This window comes from Streptomyces katrae (assembly GCF_000717655.1).
Classification (GTDB): Bacteria; Actinomycetota; Actinomycetes; order Streptomycetales; family Streptomycetaceae; genus Streptomyces; species Streptomyces katrae_B.
The window spans coordinates 131,141-155,044 of sequence record NZ_JNZY01000008.1 but is presented as its reverse complement, the minus strand read 5'-3'; the positions used below and the strand labels follow the sequence as shown (position 1 = coordinate 155,044).

Here is a 23,904-nt window from a genome sequence, read left to right as displayed (position 1 = left end):
GCTCCACCTCCTGCAAGTAAGTACTTACTTATGATCATAGCGAGGACTGCACCGCATGCAAAGAGGGCGCCGACGAGGAGCCGGAGATCGTCGCGCAGCGGGCTTCGACCCCGTCACGTTCGCTTGGAGTCGTACAGGTGAACTACAGCTCCGCCCTTTCGCCCCGTGCTCCTGCTCCTCCTTCGAGTTCGGGCAGGTTCGTCCCCGGCCCGACGGTAGGGATGACGTCATCTGCTACGGCGGCCGGTAGGCGTCACAGGCGCCTCTTGACGCCACTCGCCCCCGGCGGTGGCGAAGGGCGCCTACGGTGAGCCGCGGGGCGGCGGATAGCGTGCGGGCATGGCGATGACGGGGAAGCGACGGGTCCTGTACCGGCAGGGCAGCGGGTTCTGGCGGATGACGGCGAAGTGGTTTGTGGTCTTCGGGGCCCTGTACCTGCTCGACGGCGGGCTGCTCCGGTCGTGGGGCGACGCTCTGGTCTGGCCGATGATGGGGATCCTGCTGTGGGTGCCGTTCGGGATCGGCGTCGTCTGGTACCCGAAGAAGGACCACCGCGTCGAGCTGACGGCGCGTGAACTGCGGGTGCGGCGCAAGCGGCTGCCGATGGAGAAGGTGAACCTGCTGCACGTGGCGCGGCTGTGGCTGGAAGGGCTGTCAACCGCGGACGACCAGCCGGTAGGAGAATGGAGACCGCTCGATCGGGTGGTGTGGGTGCCACTGCGGGACGGCCGGGCGTTCGGCGTGGAGTTCCGCGACCCGACCGCATTCGCCAAGGTTTTCGGCGCCTTCGCGGTCGCGGCGTGCGGCGGGCCTGACATCGTCCGGGCGAGGGCCGCAGTGGAGACCTACCCGGATCCACTCCCGATGCGGCCCAGCCGCCTCGCCGCCGACGCAGGCTCCTGGCTGGACCTCCTGGACATCTTCGACTGACAGCCGGAAGCACCGGCAAAGGGCAGCGGGCCGCTGCTCGACCAGCTCCCCCAGCAGGCGCGCTATCGCACCAGCCGGCTACAGCAACGGGCCGCAACTCGTCCCGATGCCGCCCCAAGCCCGGCTGTACGGCGTCGTCCAGCATGATCGGCCGGACAGGCCCTGTCGATCGCCGCCCGCCGGCCCTCGGCACGGCCCTGTCCCGTCTCGCCTCGGACCCGCTCAATCCGGCGCAGGCCGCCGGTCCTGCCCAACGAGTGCTCCCCGCCGATGCCGGGGTGGTCCGGCGCGGTGGCCGAGCCCGCCGAGCTCATGGTCCTGCCCGGCGACGGCGCGGGCTGCGCTGGCAGAGTTGCACGGGGCGGCCAGCAGGGCATGCGCGGCCGCCGCCGACGCCCGCGCCCACGCACTGGAGACTCAATGAACCGTCGTATCTCGAGCGCCGCGCTGAATGTCCCGCTTCCGCCCGAAGAGGCCTTCCGGCTCTTCACCGCCCGGGGTGAGCGCGACTGGGTGCCGGGCTGGGAGCCCGTGTTCCCGGTCGAGACGCCGGACGACACCGCGCCGGGAACCGTCTGGCTCACCGCGTCGCACGAAGAGGAGACGACATGGCTGGTTGCCTCCCGAGACTTCCCACGGTCGGTCTCCTACGCCCGGATCACCCCGGGCGTCCGGGCCGGGACGGTCACCGTCACCCTGGCGGCGACCGAAGTCGGCAGCGAGGTGACGGTCACCTACGACATGACTCCCCTCACCCCGGCCGCGGCAAAGACGCTCGACGAGTTCGCCACCGAGTACCCGTCCTTCATCCGCTCCTGGGAAGAGCTCATCGCCGCCCACCTGGCAGACCACATCGACGTCCAGCCGTGAGAACGCACCAGGAGCTCTGACGGCCTACCGTCGATAGCCGAGGGCGGTGTCCGACGAGGTTCGTCCGGCACCGCCCTCAGGTGCGACGGGCAGGGCTTATGCCGAGGCGTCCCCCGCTGACGCCTCACCTGCTGGAAGACGCTCGCTCAAATCATCATTCGAGACACGGTCCTGTTGACCGATCGCGGTAACGAGGGTGGAGGAGATGTGGGCCAGAGCGGGGTCTGCAGCGATGAAGAGTGTTTCGACTCCGGCCAGTTCGTGGTTCATGCGGGCCATCGGCATTTCGTAGTTCAGGTCCGGACCGCCGCGGACCCCGCGGATGACGACGTCGATTCCGGCTCGGCGGCAGTAATCGACCAGCAGGCCGCCGGTGTGGGAGTCGACCGTGACGTTGCTCAGGTCAGTTGCTGCCGCGCGGAGCCGGTCCAGCCGTTCGGTGATGGGGAAGCGGCCGGTCTTGCTCGAATTGAACATCACGCAGACGACGACCTCGTCGAACAGGAGGGCGGCGCGGCGGAGAACGTCTTGGTGCCCTTGAGTGACCGGGTCGAAGGATCCTGGGAAGAGGGCTCGCATGATCGAAAAGAATAACGAGCGGCCGGCTCAGATGGAACGTCTGGCGAGATGGGACAACCGCAACGTCACACGACGCTCACGGCCACGTGGGACACGCTCTTCATCGTCCCCGACGGCGAAGTGGTGGCCAGGGTTCGTCGCACGGCAGTGCCGTACGCGCGTCAGAGGGTCAGGAAACGGGTGGCGCCCACGTAGACGCGGCCGGTGGAACCGATGGGCTCCTCCCTGACCGGGTCACCGGTCCGAGGCGAGTTGATCATCATGGGTTCGCCGTTCCTCGTCCCCGAATAGATGCCGACGTGGGTGACCTCGGTGCCGGTGGCGGGACGGAAGGCGACGATGTCGCCGGGCCTGAGGTCCTCCGTACCGGTGATCCGCACCCCCGCGGCCGAGCCGGCGGGTACCTGCCCGCCGCCCGCCTCGAACTGCGGCTGGGCGTCGCGGGGGATCGTCACACCGAGGGCGGAGTAGACCTGGCCGGTGAGACCGGAGCAGTCGTAGCCGAATCCGGAGGTGCCGGACCACAGGTAGGGCAGACCCAGGAAGGCGCGGGCGGCGGCGACCACGTCCGCGCCGCTCGGTGCGGCCGGCACCCTCGCCAGGTCGTCAGCCCGGAAGAACAGCCGGCCACCGCTGGGGGAGTAGGCGGTGACGACTCCGGGCAGCGGACCGGCCTTCACCGGGAAGGAGGTGTTGTACGAGTATTCGCCCGCCTGCCCGGACGGGCGGCCGGCCAGCGCGGCCTGGGCGGTGGCGAAGCCCCGGGCGGTGGGGCGGGCAACGCGTTCCCCGTGAGTACCGCCGGGCGGGCGCCGGTGCTCCGAGGTCAGTTGCCGGTCGGGAATCCAGCCGGGGTAGGCGCCCCGTCCTGCCTGGTCCCTGGGGGTGGGCTGGCCGTGCACCCATACGTGGTCCCAGAGCAGACCGTCGTGCCACTCGGTGCGGTCGACGGTCACCGGGACGCCGTGGAGAGCCTGCGTCTCCCCGGCGACCTCACGCCGCTCGTCCAGGGACATGGTTGTCAACCAGCCGCGGATGTCTGCGGGATTGGTGGTCGCCGGAGCGTCCACGGGCCGGACCTGTCCGGGGCTCACCCAGACCTGAGCGACCGCCACGTCGACGTAGCAGGTCGCGGCGCCGTCGCAGGGACGTGGTGCGGCCGACACGAGGGGGCGGGCCGGGGTGGTGGGAGTTGCGGGGATTGCGGCCGCGGGAGCGGCGAGGGCGAGGAGCATTGCGGCGGTGGCCGGCAGCACGGTCTTCACGGAGTACATGCGTCGATCCTGTCCAGGGCAGCGCGCCTGCGAACCTTCCGGCCCGGCCGGCCCACGCGGTCCTGGGATGCATCACGGGATAACGCCCGACCCAAACGAAACAGCCGTTATTCGCCTGATTACATGACAAGTAATCACTAGGGGTTGAATTGATGTAAACGCCCTATGTCTTCGGAATGCTGCGCTGTCATATTCGCATCAGATCACCCCGCTCATCTCGTTGCACCCATCAGGGGGAAGGCAGGAACATGGGCAAATTCAGGTATGGAACCACGGCGTCGGCCATCGTGCTGGCCGCCTTGGGATCGCTCGCGGCCGTGTGCGGCACGGCTCACGCGGAAGCGGGTCAGGACACCATCAGCATGCTGAAGCAGGAGAAGACCCAGTGGTGCTGGGTCGCCTCCGGGCTGACCATCGCCAAGTTCCAGGGCTTAGGCTCCACACAGGCGGACTTCTGCAACCGGGCCCAGCCCTACTACGGCTGCAACAACCAGCCCGCCACGCTCGACGACATGGCCAGGGGCTGGAGCAGCCTCGGCATGGCCCACACCGGCTCGGGCCTGAACAGCGCGGCCACGTTCAACCAGGTGTACACCGACGTCAAGGCGGCCCGGCCGATCGGTGCCCGCATCGGGTGGACGTCCGGTGGCGGGCACATGAACGTGGTCTACGGCTTCGACACGTCGAACACCACGATCGCCGTGGCCGACCCGTGGCCGGACACCACCACGTACACGTGGTGGAACTACAACGACTACGTGAGCAACAGCTCGTCCAAGTGGACGCACTCCCGCATCGGCATCTCCCGCTAAGGCAGGCGACATGCGCGACACCGAAATGTCCAGCAAGCGGACGGGCTCTCGCTTCTCCCGCCTGTCCATCGTCATCGCACTGAGTGCATCCGCGCTGCTGTCCGTCGTCGGTCCGGCCCATGCGGCCCCGGCCAAGGACCCTCTCCCGGCCGACATCCCCGACTATCAGGCTGCCCTCGACGCGGTGAAGTCCACCGACGTGCGCAACGCGGTCTGTCGCTTCCTGCGCACCCCGGTGCCCACCGGCGGCGTCGGCGGGTCGGTGCAGACCATCCCCGAAACGGCCGAGCCGTGCCAGGACCTCCCGGTCTTCACGATCAAGGACCCGGTGGCCCGGAACGAGATCACCCCCGGGTTCGTCGCGGGCACCGCCAAGCCACTGCCCACCGAGGCGGTCAAGCTGACGCAGCTGGTCTCCTCGCTCAGCACCACCATCAACGGCCGCAACGCAACCGTCATGCTCGCCCCCACTCAGGGCGGCGGCTGGCACCTGGCAGCCATCCGCGACGGCGACAGCGACGCCACATACGCCGGCAAGGCCACCCTGGGCACGCTGGTCTTCACCGAGCCACAGATCCGCGGCTGGTACCAGCTCAAGCTCACCACCGTCGAGCCACTCAACGACGAGGCCCGGCAAGGCCTGGGCGGCCAGGCGTCGGTGTCTCTGAGCGACTACCAGAAACTGGTCAAGGCCCGCTACGCCGACAAGCTGCCCGGCTCGGAGTACGACACCGACGGCTTCTCCAGCGGATACAGCACCCAGCGCAAGGCGGACGACGACGCGCCGTCTGCCACCCTGCTCCTTGCCAGCGGTTCCAGCGCGGCACTCGCCCTCGTGGGAGGGGCCGCTGTGCTCCGTCGGCGCCGGCGCGCAGGCACCGGCTGAGCCCGACCCGTACGCGCTCTCGTTCCGTCCCGGCAGCCAGCCGGGACGGTTCGAGGGGACTGGCGGGCGGCGTTCACAGCCCGTCCGGGACGCCGACCGGCGCGGTGAACCGCAACTGCAGGCTTTCCTCCGTCAGCACCGCCGGTTGGACCGCTGCCGTACGGGTGCGCAGCGGCAGGAGGCCGTCGATCGCGGTGCGGACTTGGGCGGCGGCTTTCGGCTCGTCTGCACCCACGGCGACCGGGACATGGGCGGCGGGCCGTGCCCCGAAGCGGCCAGGCCGGACTGGCGCGCGAACTCCAGAAGACCACCGGGGCGGTGGTGCGGTCCGTGGGGCGGGTCGCGTCGGGAACCGTTCCGCCGGATCCTGCGTGAGCTCTTGAGGGGCAGTCGGCTGATGGAGGGGTTCTGATGAAAACGCGGACGACGGTGAGCGTGGCGGTATCGGCATGCGTGGCGCTGGTGGCGTGCGGATGCGGTCCGGAGAAGGCGAAGGAGAGCGCTGACGCGAGGCCTTCGCAGCCGTCCGCGTCCACACCGGCGAAAGTGCCGTCGGGCACGCCGTCCGCGTCCGCCGGAACCGAGAAGCCGTCGGCCACCGTGCCCGGTATCCGGCCTGCGCCCAGGACGAAGGAGCGCGCGATCCAGCGGTACGAGCAGTACCTCCACGGCCTCGGGCATGAGGACATCGCCACGGTCTGCGAAGTGGCCGGGCCCGGCGCGAAGAAGGCAGAGGACCAGGGTTTCGGTCCGTGCACGTCGACGTACGTGATCGTGTTTCAGATGATCTCACCCGAGCAGAAGAAGGCGCTGCAGACCGCGACGGTCGATCCGCAGCGCGTCCCCGTGCGCACCCTCGACAAGATCGAGATGCCGCTGGAAGCGGTCAGGTCCTCCGCCACCTTCTCCGAGGAAGACCTGGGCAGCTACACCCTGGAGTACCTCGAGAACGACTACTACATCACCGACGGAAAGTGAACCTCCGTACGCGGTGACCCTGGCGGCAGAATGCGCGTGCCACAAGTGCCGTGCCCTCGTGGGGCCTCAGGTCGAGCCCCGGGCGCTCCTCGATGTCGAGTGGCTGCCGTCAGAGCCGCGGCCGAGATCACCGACGCCATCGCCGGCGTCCCTGCCCACCACCCCGGTGCGCACGCGCGACCTCGGCGGCTCCGCCTCCACCGGCGAGTTCACGTCCGCCATCCTCAAGCACCTCTGAGACGGGGCGCGGAGGAGCCTGTGCGTGGTCGCTGAGCCGACCGGCAGCGGGTCGCGGAGGACCGTACGACAGGCCCTCAGCCACCTGGCGAAGGTCCCCGTGCGCTCGGCCGGTATCCTCTCGTCCCAGGTGCGGTTCTCCGCGTGACCGGGCCACCGCCACGGGGCCCGTGCCGACGCCGGGGCCGCGTGAAAATTCACTGTCGCCACACGCGAAACTGTCGAACAGTGGGCACACCACCGCGCAGAAGTGAACGGACAACTCTCCTTTGACCACGATTCCCGGATCCCGTGTCCCGGGGCGGACCTGGACGGTCCGTCTGACCGGCCACGGTGACCACACCGTCTCCGTCGCCTGCAGCACCGAGGCGTGCCGCATGCCGCCCCGGTCCAAGGACACCGCGGCCATGCGACGGTTCGCCGCCGAGCACGCCCGTGCACACGCCCGCCTCGCCACGGTCCGCCCCCACGCGGCGTGTGCCTGCCGGGCCGCCGAATGCGGATTCCACGAGGACACCAGGGCCTCGTGCACCGGTGCCCCGCTGCTCGTCCTCATCCACAACCCGGCCGTCGGACAGGTTTGGACGCTCGCCGAGATCTGCCAGGCCTGCGCCCCCCTGATCTCCCACACCGCCGTCCTCGGTCGCGTTCAGCAGTCGGCGCCTCCCCGTCCCTCCGCGGGACCGGCCCCCGCTTCAGCCCTCCCCGCCACACCGGCTCCGGCACGTGTGGCAGTGGCCGGCGGCTTCTCGTCCCCCGAAGCCGCTCCCGAAGCCGTCTCCCGCCGCCGCCCGTACCGCGGCGGCCCCCGCCGCACCCGCTGACGGCCCGCCGTAATCCAGTGGGCAGATGATCACAGGCGGGCCGGGCAGCCGCGCACGTCTGCGGAGTTCCAGCCGTATTCCATCTGGGGGGGGGCGGTGCGGCGGGCGAGTTCGACACCGTGGAGGCGCCCGACGACGGGGAGGCGGCGTCGATGCCCGCGCTGATGCCTGCGGACGTCAGGATGTCACCGTCGTCGACCCACCGCACGTCGCGGTGACGAGCTCGGCTACCCCGTCGACAGCCCCCGCGGCCACGGCGGCGGCTACCGCCTCGCCTCCGGTACGGACCTGCTGCCGCTGCCGCTGCCGCTGCCGCTGCCGCTGCTCCTGGACGACGACGAGGCCCTGCGTACCGCCGCGGGCGGGCCCACCGGGATCGAGGAGACGGCCCGGCGCGCTGGTCAAACTCGAACAGGTCCTGCCCCGGCGCCTGCGCGGACAGGTCACCGCAGTCCAAGGGGCCGTCGCGGGATCACCTGGGAGGACCGCGGACCGCGGGCCGATCCGGCGTTCCTCGCCACGCTCGCCGTCGCGTGCCGTGACCACGAGATCATCACCTTCGACTCGTCGACGCCTCCGACGACTCCCTGACCCGCATCGCGCAAACCCTGGCGGCCCTGGGCGCGGACTCCACCCTCGACGCCGACCCGGACGATGCCCGCGCCACGGCGCAGCGCACGCTGGAGGCCGTCGGCTGAGACCGGCTGGCTGCCCGTACGGCGAGGGACGGCGCACAGACCCGGAGTGACTGGCCGGGTGCGGACGGGGTAGGCGCTGGGGAGCCGGAATCCACGTGAGTGAGCGGAGAGGGAGCGGGAGCGATGAAGGGGAAAGGCAAGGAGTACAAGCGTCAGGATCCGCGGGCGGGCCGCGAGGAGCAGCCGCAGGAGCATCCCGGTCCGGACCCGGTGCACCCCGAGGCCAGCAGGCCGGCTGCCGGCCCGAGCCCGGAGGACGTGAGGAGGATGCGGGAGCGTGAGATGGCCGCGAGCAGGACGACGGGAGCCCGCGGCGCGCGCCACGCCGACTCCGAGTGAGGGCACATCCGTCATCCGTACGCCGACAGCAGGGACTGAGACAGTACGGACTGATCGCTGCCGCGTCACTCTCCGTCGCGCGCCCAGCCTTCCGGGGCCGACGTGAAGGCGATGCACTCCACGTCGATGCTGTCGGCGAGCTCGTCCAATACGCCTGCCAGACTGTCGACGGTCTGACGGTCCACCGCCGGATCGCCGGCGGCAGCCGAGTTCGTCCAGTCGACGGCGAGGGTACGCAGCAGGGCGGTGACCCGGTCGGCGGGAATCAGCGGAACGCCATCGTCTCCCGGGATGAGCGGAATCGTGACGTGGATCATGAGACCGCCTCCGGCGGGAGTGAATCGGTGGGTGGTCGCCCCCTGTCGCGGGAACGGCGAAGACATCCGAACGGAGTCGCCGAGGAGCGCATACCCGCAGTGCCCGAGGTCAATCCCCAAGATCTGGGCACCGGAACCCGGGCTTACCTTGAGTGACGGCGGGTAGACGTTCCACCGCAAGACCCCCTTCCAGCATCGGGAGGATCAATGACCCGACGAGTGCACGAGGTGATGACGGGAAATCCGGTGACGGTCGAGCAGCTGACATCGCTGGCAGAGGCCGCACGGGTGATGCGGGACGCCGGCATCGGGGACGTACTGGTCGTCGACCAGGGCCGGCTTCGCGGCATCCTCACCGACAGGGACATCGTCGTCCGCGCGTTGGCCGAGGACCGGGACCCGGCCGAAACGACCGTAAGGGCGATCTGCAGCGGCGATCCGCTCACGGTCCGGCCCGACGACAGCGTCGACCAGGCCGTCGACCTCATGCGTCGGCACGCGCTGCGGCGCCTGCCGGTGGAAGCCGAGAACGGCGAACTCGTCGGCATCGTCACCCTTGGCGATCTGGAGGTCGAACGCGATCCGGGGTCGCCCCTCTCCGCCATTGCGGCCGCCGAAGGGAGAGACCGGTGAAGCGGCCGTTACAGATGCATCCATCTGCATCTGCGCGGAGCGTGCCGCCCCGACGGTGCCCCGGGCCCCCCGAGTGCGTGTGGCGAGGGCGGCGAGAGGCGGAGCCGTCGACCGCATGACCGACGGGAAGACACCCGGCACGGAGCCGACCCGGCCTGGGGCGCGGGGAACACACCGGCGGTCCGTTGACCACTCCGGGTGGACGCCGTGGGTGTCGTAGCGGACGTCGGGCATCGTGACATCGGGTCTCACCGCCCCGGCTCCTCGGGGAAGCGACGTGGTCCGTGCACTCCGGAGTCCGCTTCCGCCGAAACGCGGCATGCCCGCCGCCGCAGGCCCGTGCGCGGGGCTCGGCTACCCGCGCGGGGCCGTTGCCAAAGCCCCTTTCACATGGAGTCCAGGCGGCTCAAGTCGACCAACAACCGCCCGCCGTCCTGCCACGCGGTCTCAAGGGCCTGCCGCAGGGGCTCGGCGGTGTCGTGGTCGAGCTCGCCGGACAGGGCCACGACCGTGGCCCCCGGGACGGGCTACGGCGCCCTGGCGTCGTCCGGGACGTGGATGTCCAGGATGCAGACGTCGTCCCGGCTGTCCGAGCACTGCGCGGCCAGTGTCCGGGCCAGGGAATCGCCGTGGCCCTCCTGAAGGAGGCGCACGGCTGTTGCCGCCAGCCGGTCGAGTCCGTCGTCGATGTCCTCGCCCGGCACCTCCACGAGGCCGTCGGTGTAGAGCAGCAGATGGTCGCCGGGCAGCAGATCGATGGCGGCCTGTCCGTAGGACGTGGCGAAGGTGGCGCCGAGGAGGCTGCCCTGCGGCTGATCGAGGAAGCCCGCCCGGGCACCGCGGATCAGCAAGGGCGGCAGGTGCCCTGCCCGTACCCAGATCAGGCGCCGGTCCCAGGGCTGGTACCGGGCCATGACCATGGTGGCGGTGGCGGTGGCGCTGGTGGAGGGGTCCGAAGCGCTGTGGAGCAGAAGGGTGTTGAGTCTGCGCAGGACGTCGGGCAGCGGAGAGCCGGTCACCGCCATCCCCTTCGTGGTGAACCGCAGCTGGGCCATGGTGCCCACGGCTGCCAGACCGTGGCCGGCCACGTCCCCGATGACGAACAGGGCGCTCCGGTCGGGGAGCTCGATGGCGCTGTACCAGTCGCCTCCGACGTTGACCCCGCTGTCGGCGGGGACGTAGGCGACGTCGATGAACAAGCCGGCCAGCTCCAGGGACTGCTCCGGAATCGGCAGCAGGGTTTCCTGGAGACGCGCGGCGAGCGTACGTTCCGCCTGGAGCATGCCGCGCTGCAGGAGAACGGCGCGCTCGCTCTCGAGCAGCGCGAGCTCGGCGCCCCGCTGCGCGCTGACGTCCTGGAAGAACCCGTGCACCTCGACCGGGGTGCCGTCGGTGTCCGTCTGGGTCTCGGCGACGATCCGCAGATGTCGTACGCCGCGCGCGGTGGCGATCCGGAACGGCTGGTCGATCGCCTCGCCCTTGCTCAGTAGTCGCCGGACGGCTGCGCCCAGTGCCGGAAGGTCGTCGGGCAGGATGTGCCGCGGCAGCTCCTCAAGGGTCATCGGGCCCTCGCGGGGGTCGCGGTCGAAGATGGCGTAGACCTGATCGGACCAGGTGATGGCGTCCGTCGTCAGGTCCCAGCCCGCCCAGCCGAGGTTCCCCAGCCGCTGCATGTCGGCGAGCCGCCGCTCCTCGCGCTCGCTGGTGTCGTGCCGGATCCAGGACACCACCAGGTGGTCTTCCAGCCTGGACACCCGGACGGAGTAGACCGACTGCCGCGGGACGCCGGCGACCACCTCCTCATACGTGAAGGGATCTCCCTCGTACCTGCTTCCGGTGGTGAGCGTCTCCAGGTAGCCGTCCCACAGGGGGGTGCCCGCCACGGTCGGATACGTCTCCAAGATCCGACGGCCCACGAGTTCCTTGCCGCGCCGCCCGGCCATGTCGACCGACTCGGGCGCCGCCGCGTCGATGCGGAAGTCCTCGACCTCGCCCGACTCCGAGCGCAGGGGACTGAGCAGGACCGCGGGCCCGGACAGCGCGTCCAAGACCCGCTGTACGGACGTCACGGAGACATCGGCCCCCTCGGCGCCGCTCAGCGGCTCCATCGCATCGAGCCGGCCCGCACACAACTGGGCCGCCCGGCGCAACAGCGCCCGGGTGTCGGCCGCGAAGGGGCCCGGCTCCGTCCGCAGGAAGCCGATGGCCGCCTCCGGGGACCCGTTGCCCGGTACGGGGAGCCAGGCGCGCGCAGGCCACCGGTCCGGCGGGTCCCCGATCAGCAGATAGCGGCGCCCGTCCTCGGCCGGGTCCTCGAGCCACAGGGCCTGACGTGCGGCGATCGCTTCCAGGGCGGCGACGCCGCTGAGCGGGGGGACGTGGCGCCACTGCTCGGCCAGCGCCTCGTCGATGCCGGCGCGTCCGGCCAGCTCCAGGCTCCCGGCGGGGGTCAGCGAATAGATCATCACGGCTTCCACGCCGACCGCCGAGCCGATGACGGTCCGCAGCAGCTCCGCGATGTCGTCACCGCCCTGCGTGCTCGCCAGGCCGTCGGCGAGCCGGGCGAGGAGTGGGCGCAGCCCGGCGTCCGCATCGCGGCGGTCGACGACGCAGCGTTCGCGGCTGAAGGCCGAATCGACCCGTTCCCTCAGCGGTCCGAGGGCCCCGGGGTGGGCGAGCGGGGCGATTCCCGGCTGCGGGCGGGAGCGGACCTGCCCCAAAGTGATCCAGCATTCCTCAAGGAGGGTGCGGCGCCGCTCCCGGGCATTGCCGAGGAGCATCTCGTATGCAGCGTGGGCGGAGACCTCCTCCTGGGCCATGAGTACGCCCTTGGCCCGCTCGACGACGGCCGTGGTGGCGGAGATGCCTTCCAAGTCCGCGATCTCCGAGCGCAGCCTGGCGACCACCTTGGCGAGAGCCAGCACGTCGGGTCCGGCGGCGTCTCCCCCTGGCGTGGCATCGCCCTTCATCTTTTGAGGATGCCACGATCGCCCTTGGGGCGGCTCCTCCGTGGCCGCCCTTTCCGGGCAGGAGCGGCCGGTTCCACTTCGCCGCGAAAAACTCAGTCGGCTGCCCGGCCCCGCGGAATCCGGTGCGCTTGGAGGCGGTGTCGGGGCTGGACGTGGGTAGGGGGTTGACACCGGGGCGCGGTCCGGCCTCCCGGCCGCGACGGGGCCGTGTCCCGGGCTCAAAGACGCTCGGGGGCGCGAAGCCCATGACCGTCGGCGGCCGGGCCGGGTGCCGGGGACATGCCGACGCGGGTGGTACCGAGTGGCCGGTGTCCGGCGTGGTGGAGTGAGCAGGAGCACCTCGTGGACCTCCACGTCCACCTCACGGCCAGACGGACCGGACCAGCTGGGGAGCCCGTCGCCCTCGCCGGCTGAGGACTCCCGTCTACACGGCGCACCGCCTCCGCCAGGAGTGTCCTCTAGCCCGGGGTGCCTTCAGGTCCTCATCGCTGATCGTCTTCCGTTCCGGGCGTACCGAGATTTCCGTACCCCTTGAACTCGTGGGGCTTGCGACGACTCCCGTCGGCGGGGAACGCGGCGCCGTCCGCCTCGGGTCCGTGCACGTCACGTACGGGGCCTCGCGGCGTGGCCGTACTGCCCGGAGGCGGCTCTGCGGCGCGTCGCCTGATACCCCACCACACGGCGCAGATCAGCAACGCGGTGACGATGACGCCGATGCCGAGAAGAGCGACTGAGTTCAACATGGGTCCGCCTTTCCTCGTCTTCGTTCCTTCCCGCCCCTTCCCCGATGGACGGGCGCGTAACGCCGAGCGGGCTACTGCCGCCCGAACCCGGAGCGCCGCAGGCGGCGTGCACCGCCGCCGGCCGTGCCCCTTTCGGCCGGGCGGCAGGTCAGGCCGTGCGGTGGCGCTCGGCCGCTTCCGCGCGCGGGGTCAGCCCCAGCCACGGGGCGCCGGACGCGCCGGGCCGGATCGTTCCTCCCGACGGATCCGACGTGCCGTCGAAGAGCCGCCGCTCGATCCGTACGTGATCGTGGAACCATTCCAGGTGCCGGAGGTTGGGGACGGCCGCGGCGGCATGGACGTGCAGGCTCATCTCCCCGCTCCCTCATCAGGCCGGACCGTCGGCACGGTCGCCGTCGCCGTGGCCGTGGCGGTGGCCCGGGAGCAGCTCCTGGAGCTTCGCCTTCAGGCCCTGGCGCACCATGCCGGCCCGGTCGCTGTCCCCCTGCAGGACCGCGGACGCGGTGGCTTCGATCTGGTCGAGGCCGGCGTGCGGAGGGATCGGCGGGACCGCCGGGTCCGTACGGAAGTCGATGACGAACGGCCGGTCCGCGGCCAGCGCCTGCCGCCAGGCGCCCTCGACGCCTCCGGGCTCCTCCACGCGTACCCCTCCCAGCCCGATCGAGCGCGCGAAGTCCGCGTAGGGGACGTCGGGCAGGGCCTGCGAGGGCAGGAACTGCGGTGCGCCGGACATGGCCCGCATCTCCCAGGTGACCTGGTTGAGGTCCTGGTTGTTGAGCACCGCGACGACCAGCCGCGGATCCTGCCAGTCCGTCCAGTACTTGGCGACGGTGATGAGTTCGGCCATTCCGTTCATCTGCATGGCCCCGTCACCGACGATCGCCACCGCGGGGCGGTCGGGCCGGGCGAACTTCGCGCCGATGACGTACGGCACTCCGGGGCCCATGGTGGCGAGGGTTCCGGACAGGGAGCCGCGCATGGTCCCGCGCATCCGCAGGTGCCGGGCGTACCAGTTCGCCGCCGAACCGGAGTCGGCCGCGAGCATCACGTCCTCGGGCAGCTGCGCGTCCAGCGCGTGTACGACGTATTCGGGGTTGATCGGGTCGGCACCGACTGCCGCGCGCCCCTCCATGACCTGCCACCAGCGCGCCGTGTCCTTCTCGATCTTCTTGCGCCACGACCCGTGCTTCTTGGGCTCCAGCAGCGGCAACAGGGCCTGGAGGGTCTGCTTCGCGTCTCCGACGAGGTTCACCTCGAAGGGGTAGCGCAGGCCGACCATGAAGGGATCGATGTCGATCTGCACGGCCCGGGCCTGGTCGAGCTCCGGGAGGAACTGGGTGTAGGGGAAGCTGGAACCCACGACCAGGAGGGTGTCGCAGTCGTGCATCATCTCGTACGAGGGACGGGTACCCAGCAGCCCGATCGAGCCGGTGACGTACGGCAGGTCGTCCGGCAGGGCGTCCTTGCCGAGCAGCGCCTTGGCCACCCCCGCACCCAGTACGTCCGCCAGTTCCTCGACCTCGGTGCGGGCGCCGCGGGCGCCCTGGCCGATCAGGACCGCGACCTTCTTGCCGGCGTTGAGCACCTCGGCGGCCCGGGCGAGTTCCGCGGAAGGGGGAACCGGGGCGTAGGAGGGGCTTCCGAGGCTGGAGGGAACCATCTTGAAGGCGTGCGTCGGCGGTGAGTAGTCGAGCTGCTGGACGTCGGCCGGGATGATCACTGCGGTGACGGTCCGCTCGGCCTGCGCGGTGCGCATGGCCCGGTCGATCACGTTCGGCAGTTGCTCGGGCACGGTGACCGTCGCGCAGAAGGCGGAGGCGACGTCCTTGTACAGGCTCATCAGGTCGACCTCCTGCTGGTAGGAGCCGCCCATGGCGCTGCGGTCGGTCTGTCCGACGATCGCGACGACCGGTACGTGGTCGAGCTTGGCGTCGTACAGCCCGTTGAGGAGGTGGATGGCTCCCGGGCCGGACGTGGCCGCGCAGACACCGGTCCTGCCGGAGAACTTGGCGTAGCCGACCGCTTCGAACGCGGACATCTCCTCATGGCGGGACTGGACGAACCGCGGCTTGTTCTCGGCGCGGCCCCATGCGGCCAGCAGGCCGTTGATTCCGTCGCCCGGATAGGCGAATACGTGTTCCACATCCCACTCGCGCAGGCGCTGGAGGATGAAGTCGGAAACCTTGATCGACATGACGCTCCTTCTCATCGGGCGGGCGTTCGGGCGGCGTGCGTGCGGGGTGTGTGCTTACGTGCGCACGGGCGGCGGCGGACGGTGGTCTTCACCCGCGCGGTGGTCTGCGTCGCCGTGTGGCGGCGCGCAGGGCTGCGACGGCCGAAGCGGCCGCGGCGGCGGCCACGGCTGAAGTCACCAGCCGGGCGTCGCGGGCGGACGGTCGCGGTCGTGTCGCGAGCTTCTCCGGATAGTGGGCGGGTGCCGGGCCGTCCAGGCCCAGGGCGAGGACTTCGGCCGGATGCATCGCCTGCCGGCCCGTGCCCCCCTGCTCGATCTGGGTCCGGCAGCTGAACCCATCGGCGAAACCGAAGTCACCGGCGAGCCCGTAGCAGCCGCCGTCCAGGACATCGGCCTCGATGCCGGCCCGGCGCATGAGTTCGCGGTCGGCGTCGTACTTCAGCCCCTGGTGGCAGTGGGTCTGGAGGCTCTCCAGGCGTCGTACGTTGTTCGCGGTCTTGCCGTACGCCTGGGCGGAGCCTCCGCACGAGTTGCTGCCGATCATGCCGCCGAGGGAACAGTGACTGTGCGTGGCCGGTTTCGGGCCGAACTTCAGGCCGGTACCGGAGAGCTGCCGGTCGAGCTCGTCGAGCACGGTGCCCGGCTCCACCACGCAGGTGCGGCGCTCGGTGCCCACGGAGACGAAACGGTTGCAGTACTTCGTCCAGTCGATCACCACGGCCGCGTTCGTGCACTGGCCGCCCAGACTCGTACCGCCGCCGCGGGACAGCACAGGGGCGTCGTACCGTGCGCAGCCGGCCCCCGCTTCGGCTCCGGCCTCGACATTGCGGGGCACCACGACGCCGAGGGGCACTTGGCGGTAGTTAGAGGCGTCCGTCGCGTAGGCGGCGCGGCTGCCCGCGTCGAACCGCACCTCACCGTCGACCCTCTCGCGCAGGGCCCGCTCCAGCGCTGTGACGTCCAGGTCCACGTCCACCGTGCCGGGACCCCGCATCGCGTCCTCCTCTTCGGGCGCCACTCGGAACTGATCACGGCGGACACCCGCCGACGTCCTGCCCGCCGCCTAACCGCTGAGGGGCGCAGGAAACGCCCGGCACGGGCAAAAGACGGACCCGCGAGCGGGACGAGCGGGGGCCCTCCCTGCCCGATCAGCCCCGCGAGGCCGGTGACGCTCCGGCCGGCGATGAGCGGCGCCGGTCCGCCGCGCGCAGTGGGACGGACCGGTGATCGGGTGTCCAGCCGTTGCCGCCGGCCTCGGGACGGTGGTGGAGACGGAACAGCTTGGTTCCGCCGCACAGGGGGCTTCGGTGACCCTGGGCTGCCGCCGCCTCGTGTGGGGAAGCCTCACGAAGCCTTATCGCGCCGATCTCCAGCTCCTTGGGTTCCTACGCGCTCCTCACCCTCCGCCCCGGTGGTGCGGCGGCGGCGACGACCGTCTGCCGTGACCGCTTCGTGCGGGTCCTCGCCGTCGTTCCCGACGGCACCGAGTTCCTCTCCCTGGACCTCGATCGCGTCGAACCGCCGAGGCGCCGTAGTGCGCGCCTGGGCCGCCGGGCGGGTGGCAGACGAGACGGTCGACTTGACGCCCCCTGGGAGGGACGCCTGCCTCGTTCGCCGGCCTGCTGCCACGCCCTCCCCGTGGTCGGTGGTCGCCCTCTCACCCCGTCGAACGGACCATTCACCTGTGGCACCTCTGGCTCTGGCCTGCTTCGTCTTCCGTTGGACCGTCCGATGCGACAAGAAGGCCGGTAGCGCGCAGCGGCCCCCGTGCTCCGCTCCCCGTCAGGCGGCTTCCAGCGCCCGGCCGGCCGCGGCCACCTCCAGGCTGTCGACGACGGCCGCCAGGCTGCCCGTGGCCCGGTAGACCGCGCGCTGCCGACGGGCCCCGGTGCCCTGCCGGCGCAGTCCCTGCCACAGGGCTGCGACGGCGCCCAGATCCCCGGCCGCCGCCAGCCCCGGGGCGGCTCGATCGAGCAGGCGATCGACGAGTGACACGGCCGGCGCTTCGCGGCCGCTCTCCAGGTCCAGCGCGGGGCCCTCGATGCCGTACATCGCCGCCAGCCGATGCGCCCTGCGCAGTTCGGGCTCCGGCGGGAGCGGAGCGGGCACGCGCGCGTCCACGTCCGCCAGGAGCGCCCCGGCAAGACCTCGTACGAGCATGGCCGTCAGGACCACGGTGTCGAGGTCCGCGTTGACGTCGGTGACCCGGATCTCCAGCGTCGGCACGTGCTCGGAAGGCCGGGCGTACCAATACACCATGCGGCGATCGAGCAGCACCCCGGAACTGACCAGGCCGTCGACGTACGCGAGGTACTGCTGCTCGTCCACCGCGGGAGTCGGCCCGACGGTCGGCCAGCCGGCGTGGGCGACGGCGCGCCAGCTGGCGAGCCCGGTGTCCCGCCCGCACACGAACGGCGAATTGCAGGTGATCGACTGGAGCACCGGCAGCCACGGACGCATGTGGCCGGCCAACGCCAGGGCCCTCTCCCGGTCAAGGGCTCCCACGTGCACGTGACAGCCGCAGACGAGGTGGTCCGGGCCCAGCAGCGCGGCGAACCGTTGCGCCATTCGGCGGTACCGGTCGCCTTCGGTCACCGTCAGCGGTTCCTGCGGCCTGATCACCGGCGTGGCCGAGGCCACGGCCGCGCAGCCGCCCCGGCGCGCGCCGTCCGCCACGGCGCGCCTCAGCCGCACCAGCTGCTCGCGCAGGTCGTCCCGGTCGGGGGTCGGCCGTGTACAGACTTCCACCTGGGTGGTGTAGAACTCGGCCTGGATCTGCTCGCCCAACTGGTTGGCGAGTGCCCCGATGACGGCTGGGCCTCGGTTCACAGGGGCCCGGGTTTCACGGTCGACGAGGAGGTACTCCTCCTCGACCCCCACGGTCAGAATGTCCATGTACCGCTCCTCGCAAGGTGCCCGGCGCCTACCCGGGGGGCGGATTCCCATGCGGGCGCCGGCCCGCCGCCTGCCGGGTGCGCGGCCCCGCACTGCATGCGGATCCCGTCGAGCGCGGGCGGATGGCGGCGGCGTAGCTGGGTAGCCGCATCCGTGGGACCGCCTTCGCGACGGGCATGAGGAGGATGCAATGTCGGCCACGGGAGCGCTGGCCCGGTACCACCGGCGGCGTGACTTCTCGAGGACGGCCGAGCCGGAGGGCCGGCTCGCGGAGCCGTCCGTCGGGCCCGCGTCGTACGTCGTCCAGATCCACGACGCGCGGAGCATGCACTTCGATTTCCGGCTCGAAGCGGACGGGGTGCTCAAATCCTTCGCCGTGCCCAAAGGCCCGTCCAGGAATCCGCACGACAAGCGCTTCGCGACACCTACGGAGGACCACCCCCTGGAGTACCGCGATTTCGAAGGCGTGATCACGCCGGGCCAGTACGGCGGTGGCACGGTCATCGTGTGGGACGAGGGCACGTACCGCAACGCTTCGACCGACCGCGCCGGCCAGGAGATCCCCCTCGCCGAGGCACTGGAGCGGGGACACGCCTCGTTCTGGCTCGACGGCCGCAAGCTGCACGGCGGCTACTCGCTCACCCGCTTCCGCACGGAGGAGGACGGCGAGAAGGAGGCGTGGCTCCTGGTCAAGCACGCCGACGAGCGTCCCGCCGCCGGCGGGACGCCGGACCCCCGCCGGGCCCGGTCGACCCGCAGCGGACGTACGCTCAAGCAGGTCGCCGCGGCCGCACGAGGGGCAACCCGATGAGCCCGAAGCAGCCGCCCGCAGGGCCGAAGCGCATCCGGGCCGGCCGGCGCACCGTCGGCATCGGCCGCCCGGGCAAGGTCCTGTTCCCCGACGACGGCATCACCAAGGCAGACCTCGCCGACTACTACCGCACCGTGGCCCCCCGGATGCTGCCCCACCTGCGCGGACGCCCGCTGATGCTGGAACGGCATCCCGACGGCATCGACGGCCCGGCCTTCATGCAGAAGGACGTGCCGGACCATTTCCCCGACTGGATCCACCGCGTCGAGCTGCCCAAGGAGGACGGCACCGTCACCTACGCCGTCTGCGACGACACCGCCACCCTGCTCCACCTCGCCGACCAGGCGTGCACCACCCCGCACCGCTTCCTGTCCCGTGCGGACCGCCCGGACCACCCGGACCGGCTGGTGTTCGACCTGGACCCGCCCGGAGACGACTTCGCCCTGGTACGGAGAGCCGCGCACGCCCTCCACGAGCTGCTGGACGAACTGGGGCTGCCTTCCCTGCTGATGACCACGGGTTCACGCGGCCTCCACGTCATCGTGCCCCTCGACCGCGGGGCACCCTTCGGCGACGTACGGACCTTCGCGCGCGGCGTCGCCGAAGTCCTCGAGGCCCGCGACCCCGGCCGGTTCACCACCGAGCCCAGGAAGAAGGCCCGCCACGGCCGCCTCTACCTCGACATCCAGCGCAACGCCTACGCCCAGACCGCCGTCGCCCCCTACGCCGTCCGTGCCCGCCCCGGCGCCCCCGTCGCGGCCCCGTTGCCCTGGGACGTCCTCGACGATCCGGACCTCACCGCGCGACGCTGGACGCTCACCGGCGCCGACCGGCTCCTCGCCGACAACCCCTGGCAGGATCCCCCTCGGCCCCGGTCCCTCGGCAGGGCCCGCAGCCTGCTCACCCACCTGACCCCCTGACGAAGGGTGGCCCGCCGTGACACAGCGCACCACCGCACGACGGCTGATGAAGGAGTACGGGCAGACCCACGCCCAGGAAGCGGGCATCCGGCTGCGGAACACGCCCGCGCCGCTGTACCAGTTGCTGACCCTGTGCGTGCTGTTCTCCGTACGCATCAAGGCCGACATCGCGGTGGCCGCGGCCCGCGCGCTGTTCGAGGACGGCATGCGCACGCCCCGGGCGATGGCGGCGGCCTCGTGGCAGGACCGGGTGGACGCACTGGGCCGGGCCCACTACCGCCGTTACGACGAGAGCACGGCCACCGCACTGGGAGCCGGTGCCGACCTGGTACTCGACCGGTACCGCGGAGATCTTCGCCGACTGCGCGAAGCCGCGGGCGGAGACCCGGACCGCGTTCGCGAGCTGCTCCAGGAGGTCCCCCGGATCGGGCCGGTCGGCGCGGACATCTTCTGCCGGGAGGCACAGGGGCTGTGGCCCGAGCTGCGCCCCGCGTTCGACAGCCGGGCCCGCCACGCCGCGGCGGAACTCGGGCTCCCCAAGACCGCCGAGGGCTTGGCGCGTCTGGTCGACGCCCCGGACCTGCCGAAGCTGGCGGCCGGGCTCGTCCGGGTCGAGCTCTCGGGGAAGGCCGGACTCTCCGGAAGGAAGGCAGCCTAGCCATGGGCACCCCTGGTACCCCTCCCAACGATCCCGTACCTCCCAGCCCCACCCCTGCGCCGGGTCCCGGACCCGGTCCGCAGCCCGGGCCCGTGCCGGGGCCCGTGCCCGCGCCGGGTGGCCCCGACCCGGTGCCGCCGGCACCGCCGCAGCCGGGACCCGACCCGCAGCCGCCGCCGGCCCCGCGCCCCGATCCGCACCCGCAGCCGGGCCCCCTGCCCGGCCCCGTACCGGCACCGGAACCGGTCACCTGAAAGCCCGGCTGCGGCGGAGCCTGTCCACGCACTCTGAACACACCACCGTCCTCCTGTGTCAGTTGCTCCTGTAAGGGTCCGCGCATCACTCCCGTTGCGGGTGTGACCCGGGGCCGTTGCGGCACCGCGGGCAAGGGATGGGCATGGCAAAGCGCCCTGCACAGATGGGGTGCAATACGCTCGGAGAAGACAGCCGGGGGCTGGCAACTGTCCCACGGTCCGGCTTATTTGGTCTTGTGGCAAGATCGCGGGATGTTGAGACTCACCGACTTCATCATCGATTGCCCGGACACGATGGAACTGGCGGCCTTCTACTCCACGGTGACGGGGCGCCCGGTCAAGGAGGGCAGCCACGCGAACTGGGCCGGTATCCAGTTCGGCGAGATTGAACTGGCCTTCATCCAGGTGGAGGACTACCGCGCCCCGCAGTGGCCCGACAGCGAGCACCCCAAGCAGTTCCACCTCGACTTCGAAGTCGACGACATCGAGGCCGAACAGAGCCGCGTCCTGGCCCTCGGCGCGACCCTGCAGCGGGACTGCATCGGCCCCGATGGCTACGGCTTCCGTGTCTACACCGACCCCATCGGTCACCCCTTCTGCCTCTGCCACAACAAGGGTGTCACCTGGACCGACGAGGGCCCCGTCTGGCCCTAGCGCGATGACCAGTGCAGGCCGTGGCCGAGGGGCAGAGCGTGGTTTCGGGTGGTCCGCGGCGGTGCTGGCGACCGGCAGGCGGCCGGCCGTGGTCGGGTCACCGCCCCCGGCCGCCATGCCGCGGCGTCGGGGTGGACCGGGGCCGCACGGTGGACCAGCGCGCGAGGCCGTCACTTCGTTGCGCTGCGGGCCTGCCGCTGAGCGCGGCTCCAGCGCCAGGTCCGTACGACCAGGACCAGGGACGAGGCCGCGAACAGCGCCGCGGTGATCAGCAGCCAGCGTCCGAGGAACCCGTCAGCCGGAAGGGCGGTCGCCGCCGTGTAGTGCCCGACCTGGCGGAAGACCAGCGGCCACCAGACCAGCAGCAGAACACCGGAGACGAACGCGGGTACACGCACGTAGTTCACGCCCACCCGCGGCGCGGGCCGGTCGTCGCTCGGTCCCCGGGGGAACAGCGCCTGGGCCGCACGGTCGGTCACCGAGTACAGGGGCAGCAGCACCAGGTCGTGGAGAAGCGCCGCCCCGACGAACCACACGGCGACCCCCACGGTGTCACCCTCGAACAGGCGCAGACCGGCGTACACGGCGAGGGTGAAGGAGACCAGTACGAGCAGCAGGTGCAGAGGGGAGGCGCCATAGCGGCGCCGGAAAGCGGTCGAGGCGCTCACACGGGCTCTCCGAAGGTCAGGCGGGTGACCCATTTGGTGTTGTGGACCCCGGGCGCCCCCGCGACGATGACCCGCGCCGGGTAGCCGTGGTCGGCGGAGAGGGTCGCCCCGTTGACGCGGACGGCCAGGAGCGATCGGCCGTCACGGACCTGGCTGTCGCTCAGCACGGCCGACCTGAACGAGCCACTACGCTGCACCGATTCCGCCAGGACCTCGGGCGTGTTCACACCCAGCCCGACGAGGGCGGCCAGATCGGTCAGCCGCACCCCGCCCCACCGCTGGTCGGTGGTGGACCAGCCCTCCACACAGGCGATGGGCAGGGCCGACTCGTGCTGCGTCATCGACAGGAGCTGCTCGTACGTCAGGTCGACGTGACGCCCCGGGCCGCGTAGGGTCAGCCGCCACGCGGGGCCGATGTCGCTGGGCCGGATGCCGACCGAGGCGGCGGTCTTGTTGATCTGGAACCCATTCGGGCCCGGGCCCGGGTCCCGGCCGTGAGGGGCCAGCAGCGCCGTCTGCCGCCACCATCCGCCGATGCTCTGTCCCGCCGTGACCACCAGCAGGGCCACCGACCCGAGCCCCACCATGGCCAGGGCGCCTCGGCGGGAGATGGTCGGCGCCGCCGGGCGCGGCGAGACCAGCCCGACCGCATTTGCGGTGCCTGCCGCCGGCTCCCCGAGTCGTGTACGCACGGCCCGCAGGGCCCTGGGCAGCCGGAAGGCCACGTGCACGACGAAGGCGCCGATGAACACCCAAGCCCCGTAGAAGTGCAGCGTGTAGAAGGAGCCCGGGAAGACGTAGTGCAGCTGGACGTTGAGGATGCCGGTGACGAACTCGAAGCCGGCGCCGCCGACCAGCAGGAGCAGGGACAGCCGATCCAGAGTGTGGCTGACCGAGCGGATCGGCGGCCACTCGAACAGCTTGGGAATGACCGACCACAGCTTCGCCAGCAGTACGGGCACGAGGACGATTCCCAGCGTCACGTGGACGCCCTGGGTGAGACGGTAGAGCCAGTACGGAGAGGTCGGCCAGGAGAACAGGTAGAAGCCGAGCCATCCCTTGTCCGGCGTCTGGTCGTTGACCGCCGCGAGATCGGGGTTGTACGCCGCGTACGACAGCAGGCCCGTCATGAAGAGCACCGTGACCCCGAACAGCAGGACCAGCCCGAACACCGAGGTCAGCCACGGCCCCCGCAGGGGACTGCGCCAGAACTCCGGACGGGCCGGCCCCGGGGGCGGCCCCGCTCCCAGGGCCGTGCTTCCGACCTCTCGCAACCGCGCCAGTGGACCGGGCCGTGCCTTCGTCCGGCCCGGCTTACCGGCGCCGGTAGCCCGGTCGGGCGAGGATCCGGAGGCAGGAGGGGAGGCAGCAGGGGCGGCCGGCCCTTCCTGCTCGGTGTCCTTCGGCGGTGGCACGTCGTCCGGCTGCCCCTGCCCGACGTCGCTCGGACCCATCGGGCACCTCCAGGTAGCGCTGATTCATCGTGCTCTTCGCATATCGCCTGCCACCTGAACATGCCGCAGCGGTACCGCACCTGCTCCGGCGACACGCCAGGCGGAGGGGAGTTCCCGGGCGGCAGGGTGAGCGGGCTGGTCAGCAACGACGAGGCGCTGCTCAAGTACCAGGACCCCCGGCCTGAACGGGCACGCACATGACGCATCTGATCGGCAGGTTGCTGACCGATCGGCCCAAGAGGACCCCTGCGGGCGCGTGTGCCGGGCCGCTGCCGTCGGATCCCTTGCCCGGGGGCGGCGGTATGGG

The 23,904-nt window shown here is 71.3% G+C and carries 23 protein-coding genes and 4 pseudogenes; 14 read left to right on the top strand and 13 right to left on the bottom strand.

The window, feature by feature from the left end; genetic code table 11:
* Positions 1–339 precede the first annotated feature (339 nt).
* Positions 340–930: a hypothetical protein gene (locus tag IF09_RS0112320; protein ID WP_030294853.1), complete on the top strand. Its 591-nt coding sequence runs from the start codon at positions 340–342 to the stop codon at positions 928–930.
* A gap of 420 nt (positions 931–1,350) precedes the next feature.
* Positions 1,351–1,800, top strand: a complete 450-nt coding sequence (locus IF09_RS0112315; protein ID WP_030294852.1) for a hypothetical protein — start codon at positions 1,351–1,353, stop codon at positions 1,798–1,800.
* Positions 1,801–1,896: 96 nt separating this feature from the next.
* On the opposite strand, the gene coaD is transcribed toward IF09_RS0112315, so the two are convergent.
* Together coaD and IF09_RS0112305 are read right to left on the bottom strand one after the other, a co-directional pair.
* Positions 1,897–2,379 carry a pantetheine-phosphate adenylyltransferase gene (gene coaD, locus IF09_RS40110; protein WP_037634664.1) on the bottom strand — a complete coding sequence of 161 codons (483 nt, stop codon included), beginning with the start codon at positions 2,377–2,379 and terminating at the stop codon, positions 1,897–1,899.
* Positions 2,380–2,540: 161 nt separating this feature from the next.
* Complete coding sequence (locus IF09_RS0112305; protein WP_051832366.1) at positions 2,541–3,653, bottom strand: C40 family peptidase; 1,113 nt, start codon at positions 3,651–3,653, stop codon at positions 2,541–2,543.
* Positions 3,654–3,901: 248 nt separating this feature from the next.
* Between IF09_RS0112305 and IF09_RS0112300 the strand changes: the two genes are divergently transcribed.
* Entirely contained in the window at positions 3,902–4,465 is a 564-nt protein-coding gene (locus IF09_RS0112300) for a papain-like cysteine protease family protein (RefSeq protein WP_030294846.1), read from the top strand.
* A 10-nt stretch (positions 4,466–4,475) separates the two neighbouring features.
* Positions 4,476–5,351 carry a hypothetical protein gene (locus IF09_RS0112295; protein WP_030294845.1) on the top strand — a complete coding sequence of 292 codons (876 nt, stop codon included), beginning with the start codon at positions 4,476–4,478 and terminating at the stop codon, positions 5,349–5,351.
* Positions 5,352–5,424: 73 nt separating this feature from the next.
* Here the strand turns inward: IF09_RS0112295 and IF09_RS45570 are convergent, their stop codons facing one another.
* Positions 5,425–5,586 carry a hypothetical protein gene (locus IF09_RS45570; RefSeq protein WP_158709950.1) on the bottom strand — a complete coding sequence of 54 codons (162 nt, stop codon included), beginning with the start codon at positions 5,584–5,586 and terminating at the stop codon, positions 5,425–5,427.
* Between the two features lie 176 nt (positions 5,587–5,762).
* Between IF09_RS45570 and IF09_RS0112285 the strand changes: the two genes are divergently transcribed.
* From IF09_RS0112285 to IF09_RS0112260, 5 genes and pseudogenes are all read left to right on the top strand, one after another.
* The gene (locus IF09_RS0112285) at positions 5,763–6,329 is read left to right on the top strand and encodes a hypothetical protein (RefSeq protein WP_030294843.1); all 567 of its coding nucleotides are present in this window, start codon (positions 5,763–5,765) and stop codon (positions 6,327–6,329) included.
* A 58-nt stretch (positions 6,330–6,387) separates the two neighbouring features.
* Entirely contained in the window at positions 6,388–6,567 is a 180-nt protein-coding gene (locus tag IF09_RS0112280) for a hypothetical protein (RefSeq protein ID WP_158709949.1), read from the top strand.
* Between the two features lie 268 nt (positions 6,568–6,835).
* Positions 6,836–7,390 (top strand): hypothetical protein, encoded by a 555-nt coding sequence (locus IF09_RS0112270; RefSeq protein WP_030294840.1) that lies wholly within the window; start codon positions 6,836–6,838, stop codon positions 7,388–7,390.
* Between the two features lie 222 nt (positions 7,391–7,612).
* Positions 7,613–7,963, top strand: a pseudogene (locus IF09_RS48205) (DNA-binding transcriptional regulator); the annotation flags it as partial.
* 248 nt (positions 7,964–8,211) lie between these two features.
* Positions 8,212–8,427 (top strand): hypothetical protein, encoded by a 216-nt coding sequence (locus IF09_RS0112260; RefSeq protein ID WP_030294836.1) that lies wholly within the window; start codon positions 8,212–8,214, stop codon positions 8,425–8,427.
* 65 nt (positions 8,428–8,492) lie between these two features.
* Here IF09_RS0112260 and IF09_RS0112255 read toward each other — a convergent pair whose 3' ends face one another.
* The gene (locus tag IF09_RS0112255) at positions 8,493–8,744 is read right to left on the bottom strand and encodes a DUF6213 family protein (protein WP_030294834.1); all 252 of its coding nucleotides are present in this window, start codon (positions 8,742–8,744) and stop codon (positions 8,493–8,495) included.
* Between the two features lie 207 nt (positions 8,745–8,951).
* Between IF09_RS0112255 and IF09_RS0112250 the strand changes: the two genes are divergently transcribed.
* Entirely contained in the window at positions 8,952–9,377 is a 426-nt protein-coding gene (locus IF09_RS0112250) for a CBS domain-containing protein (protein ID WP_030294832.1), read from the top strand.
* Positions 9,378–9,763: 386 nt separating this feature from the next.
* Here IF09_RS0112250 and IF09_RS42870 read toward each other — a convergent pair.
* The 7 genes and pseudogenes from IF09_RS42870 to IF09_RS0112220 form a co-directional block, all read right to left on the bottom strand.
* Positions 9,764–9,886 (bottom strand): annotated as a pseudogene (locus IF09_RS42870) (STAS domain-containing protein); the annotation flags it as partial.
* 18 nt (positions 9,887–9,904) lie between these two features.
* Positions 9,905–12,346, bottom strand: a complete 2,442-nt coding sequence (locus tag IF09_RS0112240; RefSeq protein WP_030294830.1) for a SpoIIE family protein phosphatase — start codon at positions 12,344–12,346, stop codon at positions 9,905–9,907.
* Positions 12,347–12,828: 482 nt separating this feature from the next.
* Positions 12,829–13,236 carry a DUF6479 family protein gene (locus IF09_RS48465; RefSeq protein WP_418953043.1) on the bottom strand — a complete coding sequence of 136 codons (408 nt, stop codon included), beginning with the start codon at positions 13,234–13,236 and terminating at the stop codon, positions 12,829–12,831.
* 1 nt (position 13,237) lies between these two features.
* Positions 13,238–13,432 (bottom strand): annotated as a pseudogene (locus tag IF09_RS0112235) (mandelate racemase); the annotation flags it as partial.
* A 24-nt stretch (positions 13,433–13,456) separates the two neighbouring features.
* On the bottom strand, positions 13,457–15,283 hold the full coding sequence (locus IF09_RS0112230; RefSeq protein WP_030294828.1) for a thiamine pyrophosphate-requiring protein: 1,827 nt from the start codon (positions 15,281–15,283) through the stop codon (positions 13,457–13,459).
* Between the two features lie 463 nt (positions 15,284–15,746).
* Positions 15,747–16,277, bottom strand: a pseudogene (locus IF09_RS44595) (FAD-binding oxidoreductase); the annotation flags it as partial.
* A gap of 788 nt (positions 16,278–17,065) precedes the next feature.
* Positions 17,066–18,178: a carboxylate-amine ligase gene (locus tag IF09_RS0112220; protein WP_051832363.1), complete on the bottom strand. Its 1,113-nt coding sequence runs from the start codon at positions 18,176–18,178 to the stop codon at positions 17,066–17,068.
* Positions 18,179–18,368: 190 nt separating this feature from the next.
* Between IF09_RS0112220 and IF09_RS0112215 the strand changes: the two genes are divergently transcribed.
* The 4 genes from IF09_RS0112215 (at position 18,369) to IF09_RS0112200 (ending at position 21,475) form a co-directional block, all read left to right on the top strand.
* Positions 18,369–18,989, top strand: coding sequence for a DNA polymerase ligase N-terminal domain-containing protein (locus IF09_RS0112215; RefSeq protein ID WP_030294824.1), 621 nt, complete (start codon positions 18,369–18,371; stop codon positions 18,987–18,989).
* Positions 18,986–19,909 (top strand): non-homologous end-joining DNA ligase, encoded by a 924-nt coding sequence (gene ligD, locus IF09_RS0112210; RefSeq protein WP_030294821.1) that lies wholly within the window; start codon positions 18,986–18,988, stop codon positions 19,907–19,909. Before IF09_RS0112215 ends, ligD begins: the two co-directional genes overlap by 4 nt.
* 16 nt (positions 19,910–19,925) lie before the next feature.
* Positions 19,926–20,567 carry a hypothetical protein gene (locus IF09_RS0112205; protein WP_037634662.1) on the top strand — a complete coding sequence of 214 codons (642 nt, stop codon included), beginning with the start codon at positions 19,926–19,928 and terminating at the stop codon, positions 20,565–20,567.
* Positions 20,568–21,073: 506 nt separating this feature from the next.
* Positions 21,074–21,475 (top strand): VOC family protein, encoded by a 402-nt coding sequence (locus IF09_RS0112200; RefSeq protein ID WP_030294817.1) that lies wholly within the window; start codon positions 21,074–21,076, stop codon positions 21,473–21,475.
* 170 nt (positions 21,476–21,645) lie between these two features.
* Here IF09_RS0112200 and IF09_RS0112195 read toward each other — a convergent pair whose 3' ends face one another.
* A complete protein-coding gene (locus IF09_RS0112195; protein ID WP_030294993.1) occupies positions 21,646–22,176 on the bottom strand; it encodes a hypothetical protein in 531 nt (176 codons plus the stop codon).
* Complete coding sequence (locus tag IF09_RS0112190; protein ID WP_418953041.1) at positions 22,140–23,417, bottom strand: molybdopterin-dependent oxidoreductase; 1,278 nt, start codon at positions 23,415–23,417, stop codon at positions 22,140–22,142. The genes IF09_RS0112195 and IF09_RS0112190 overlap by 37 nt, the downstream gene beginning before the upstream one ends.
* Positions 23,418–23,904: the final 487 nt, after the last annotated feature.

Bases quoted from the DNA above. Each gene is read 5' to 3' on its own strand.
- IF09_RS0112320 (WP_030294853.1), top strand. From the start codon at position 340: ATGGCGATGACGGGGAAGCGACGGGTCCTGTACCGGCAGGGCAGCGGG.
- IF09_RS0112315 (WP_030294852.1), top strand. From the start codon at position 1,351: ATGAACCGTCGTATCTCGAGCGCCGCGCTGAATGTCCCGCTTCCGCCC.
- coaD (WP_037634664.1), bottom strand. From the start codon at position 2,379: ATGCGAGCCCTCTTCCCAGGATCCTTCGACCCGGTCACTCAAGGGCAC.
- IF09_RS0112305 (WP_051832366.1), bottom strand. From the start codon at position 3,653: ATGTACTCCGTGAAGACCGTGCTGCCGGCCACCGCCGCAATGCTCCTC.
- IF09_RS0112300 (WP_030294846.1), top strand. From the start codon at position 3,902: ATGGGCAAATTCAGGTATGGAACCACGGCGTCGGCCATCGTGCTGGCC.
- IF09_RS0112295 (WP_030294845.1), top strand. From the start codon at position 4,476: ATGCGCGACACCGAAATGTCCAGCAAGCGGACGGGCTCTCGCTTCTCC.
- IF09_RS0112285 (WP_030294843.1), top strand. From the start codon at position 5,763: ATGAAAACGCGGACGACGGTGAGCGTGGCGGTATCGGCATGCGTGGCG.
- IF09_RS0112260 (WP_030294836.1), top strand. From the start codon at position 8,212: ATGAAGGGGAAAGGCAAGGAGTACAAGCGTCAGGATCCGCGGGCGGGC.
- IF09_RS0112255 (WP_030294834.1), bottom strand. From the start codon at position 8,744: ATGATCCACGTCACGATTCCGCTCATCCCGGGAGACGATGGCGTTCCG.
- IF09_RS0112250 (WP_030294832.1), top strand. From the start codon at position 8,952: ATGACCCGACGAGTGCACGAGGTGATGACGGGAAATCCGGTGACGGTC.
- IF09_RS0112240 (WP_030294830.1), bottom strand. From the start codon at position 12,346: ATGAAGGGCGATGCCACGCCAGGGGGAGACGCCGCCGGACCCGACGTG.
- IF09_RS0112230 (WP_030294828.1), bottom strand. From the start codon at position 15,283: ATGTCGATCAAGGTTTCCGACTTCATCCTCCAGCGCCTGCGCGAGTGG.
- IF09_RS0112220 (WP_051832363.1), bottom strand. From the start codon at position 18,178: ATGGACATTCTGACCGTGGGGGTCGAGGAGGAGTACCTCCTCGTCGAC.
- IF09_RS0112215 (WP_030294824.1), top strand. From the start codon at position 18,369: ATGTCGGCCACGGGAGCGCTGGCCCGGTACCACCGGCGGCGTGACTTC.
- ligD (WP_030294821.1), top strand. From the start codon at position 18,986: ATGAGCCCGAAGCAGCCGCCCGCAGGGCCGAAGCGCATCCGGGCCGGC.
- IF09_RS0112200 (WP_030294817.1), top strand. From the start codon at position 21,074: ATGTTGAGACTCACCGACTTCATCATCGATTGCCCGGACACGATGGAA.
- IF09_RS0112195 (WP_030294993.1), bottom strand. From the start codon at position 22,176: ATGGGTCACCCGCCTGACCTTCGGAGAGCCCGTGTGAGCGCCTCGACC.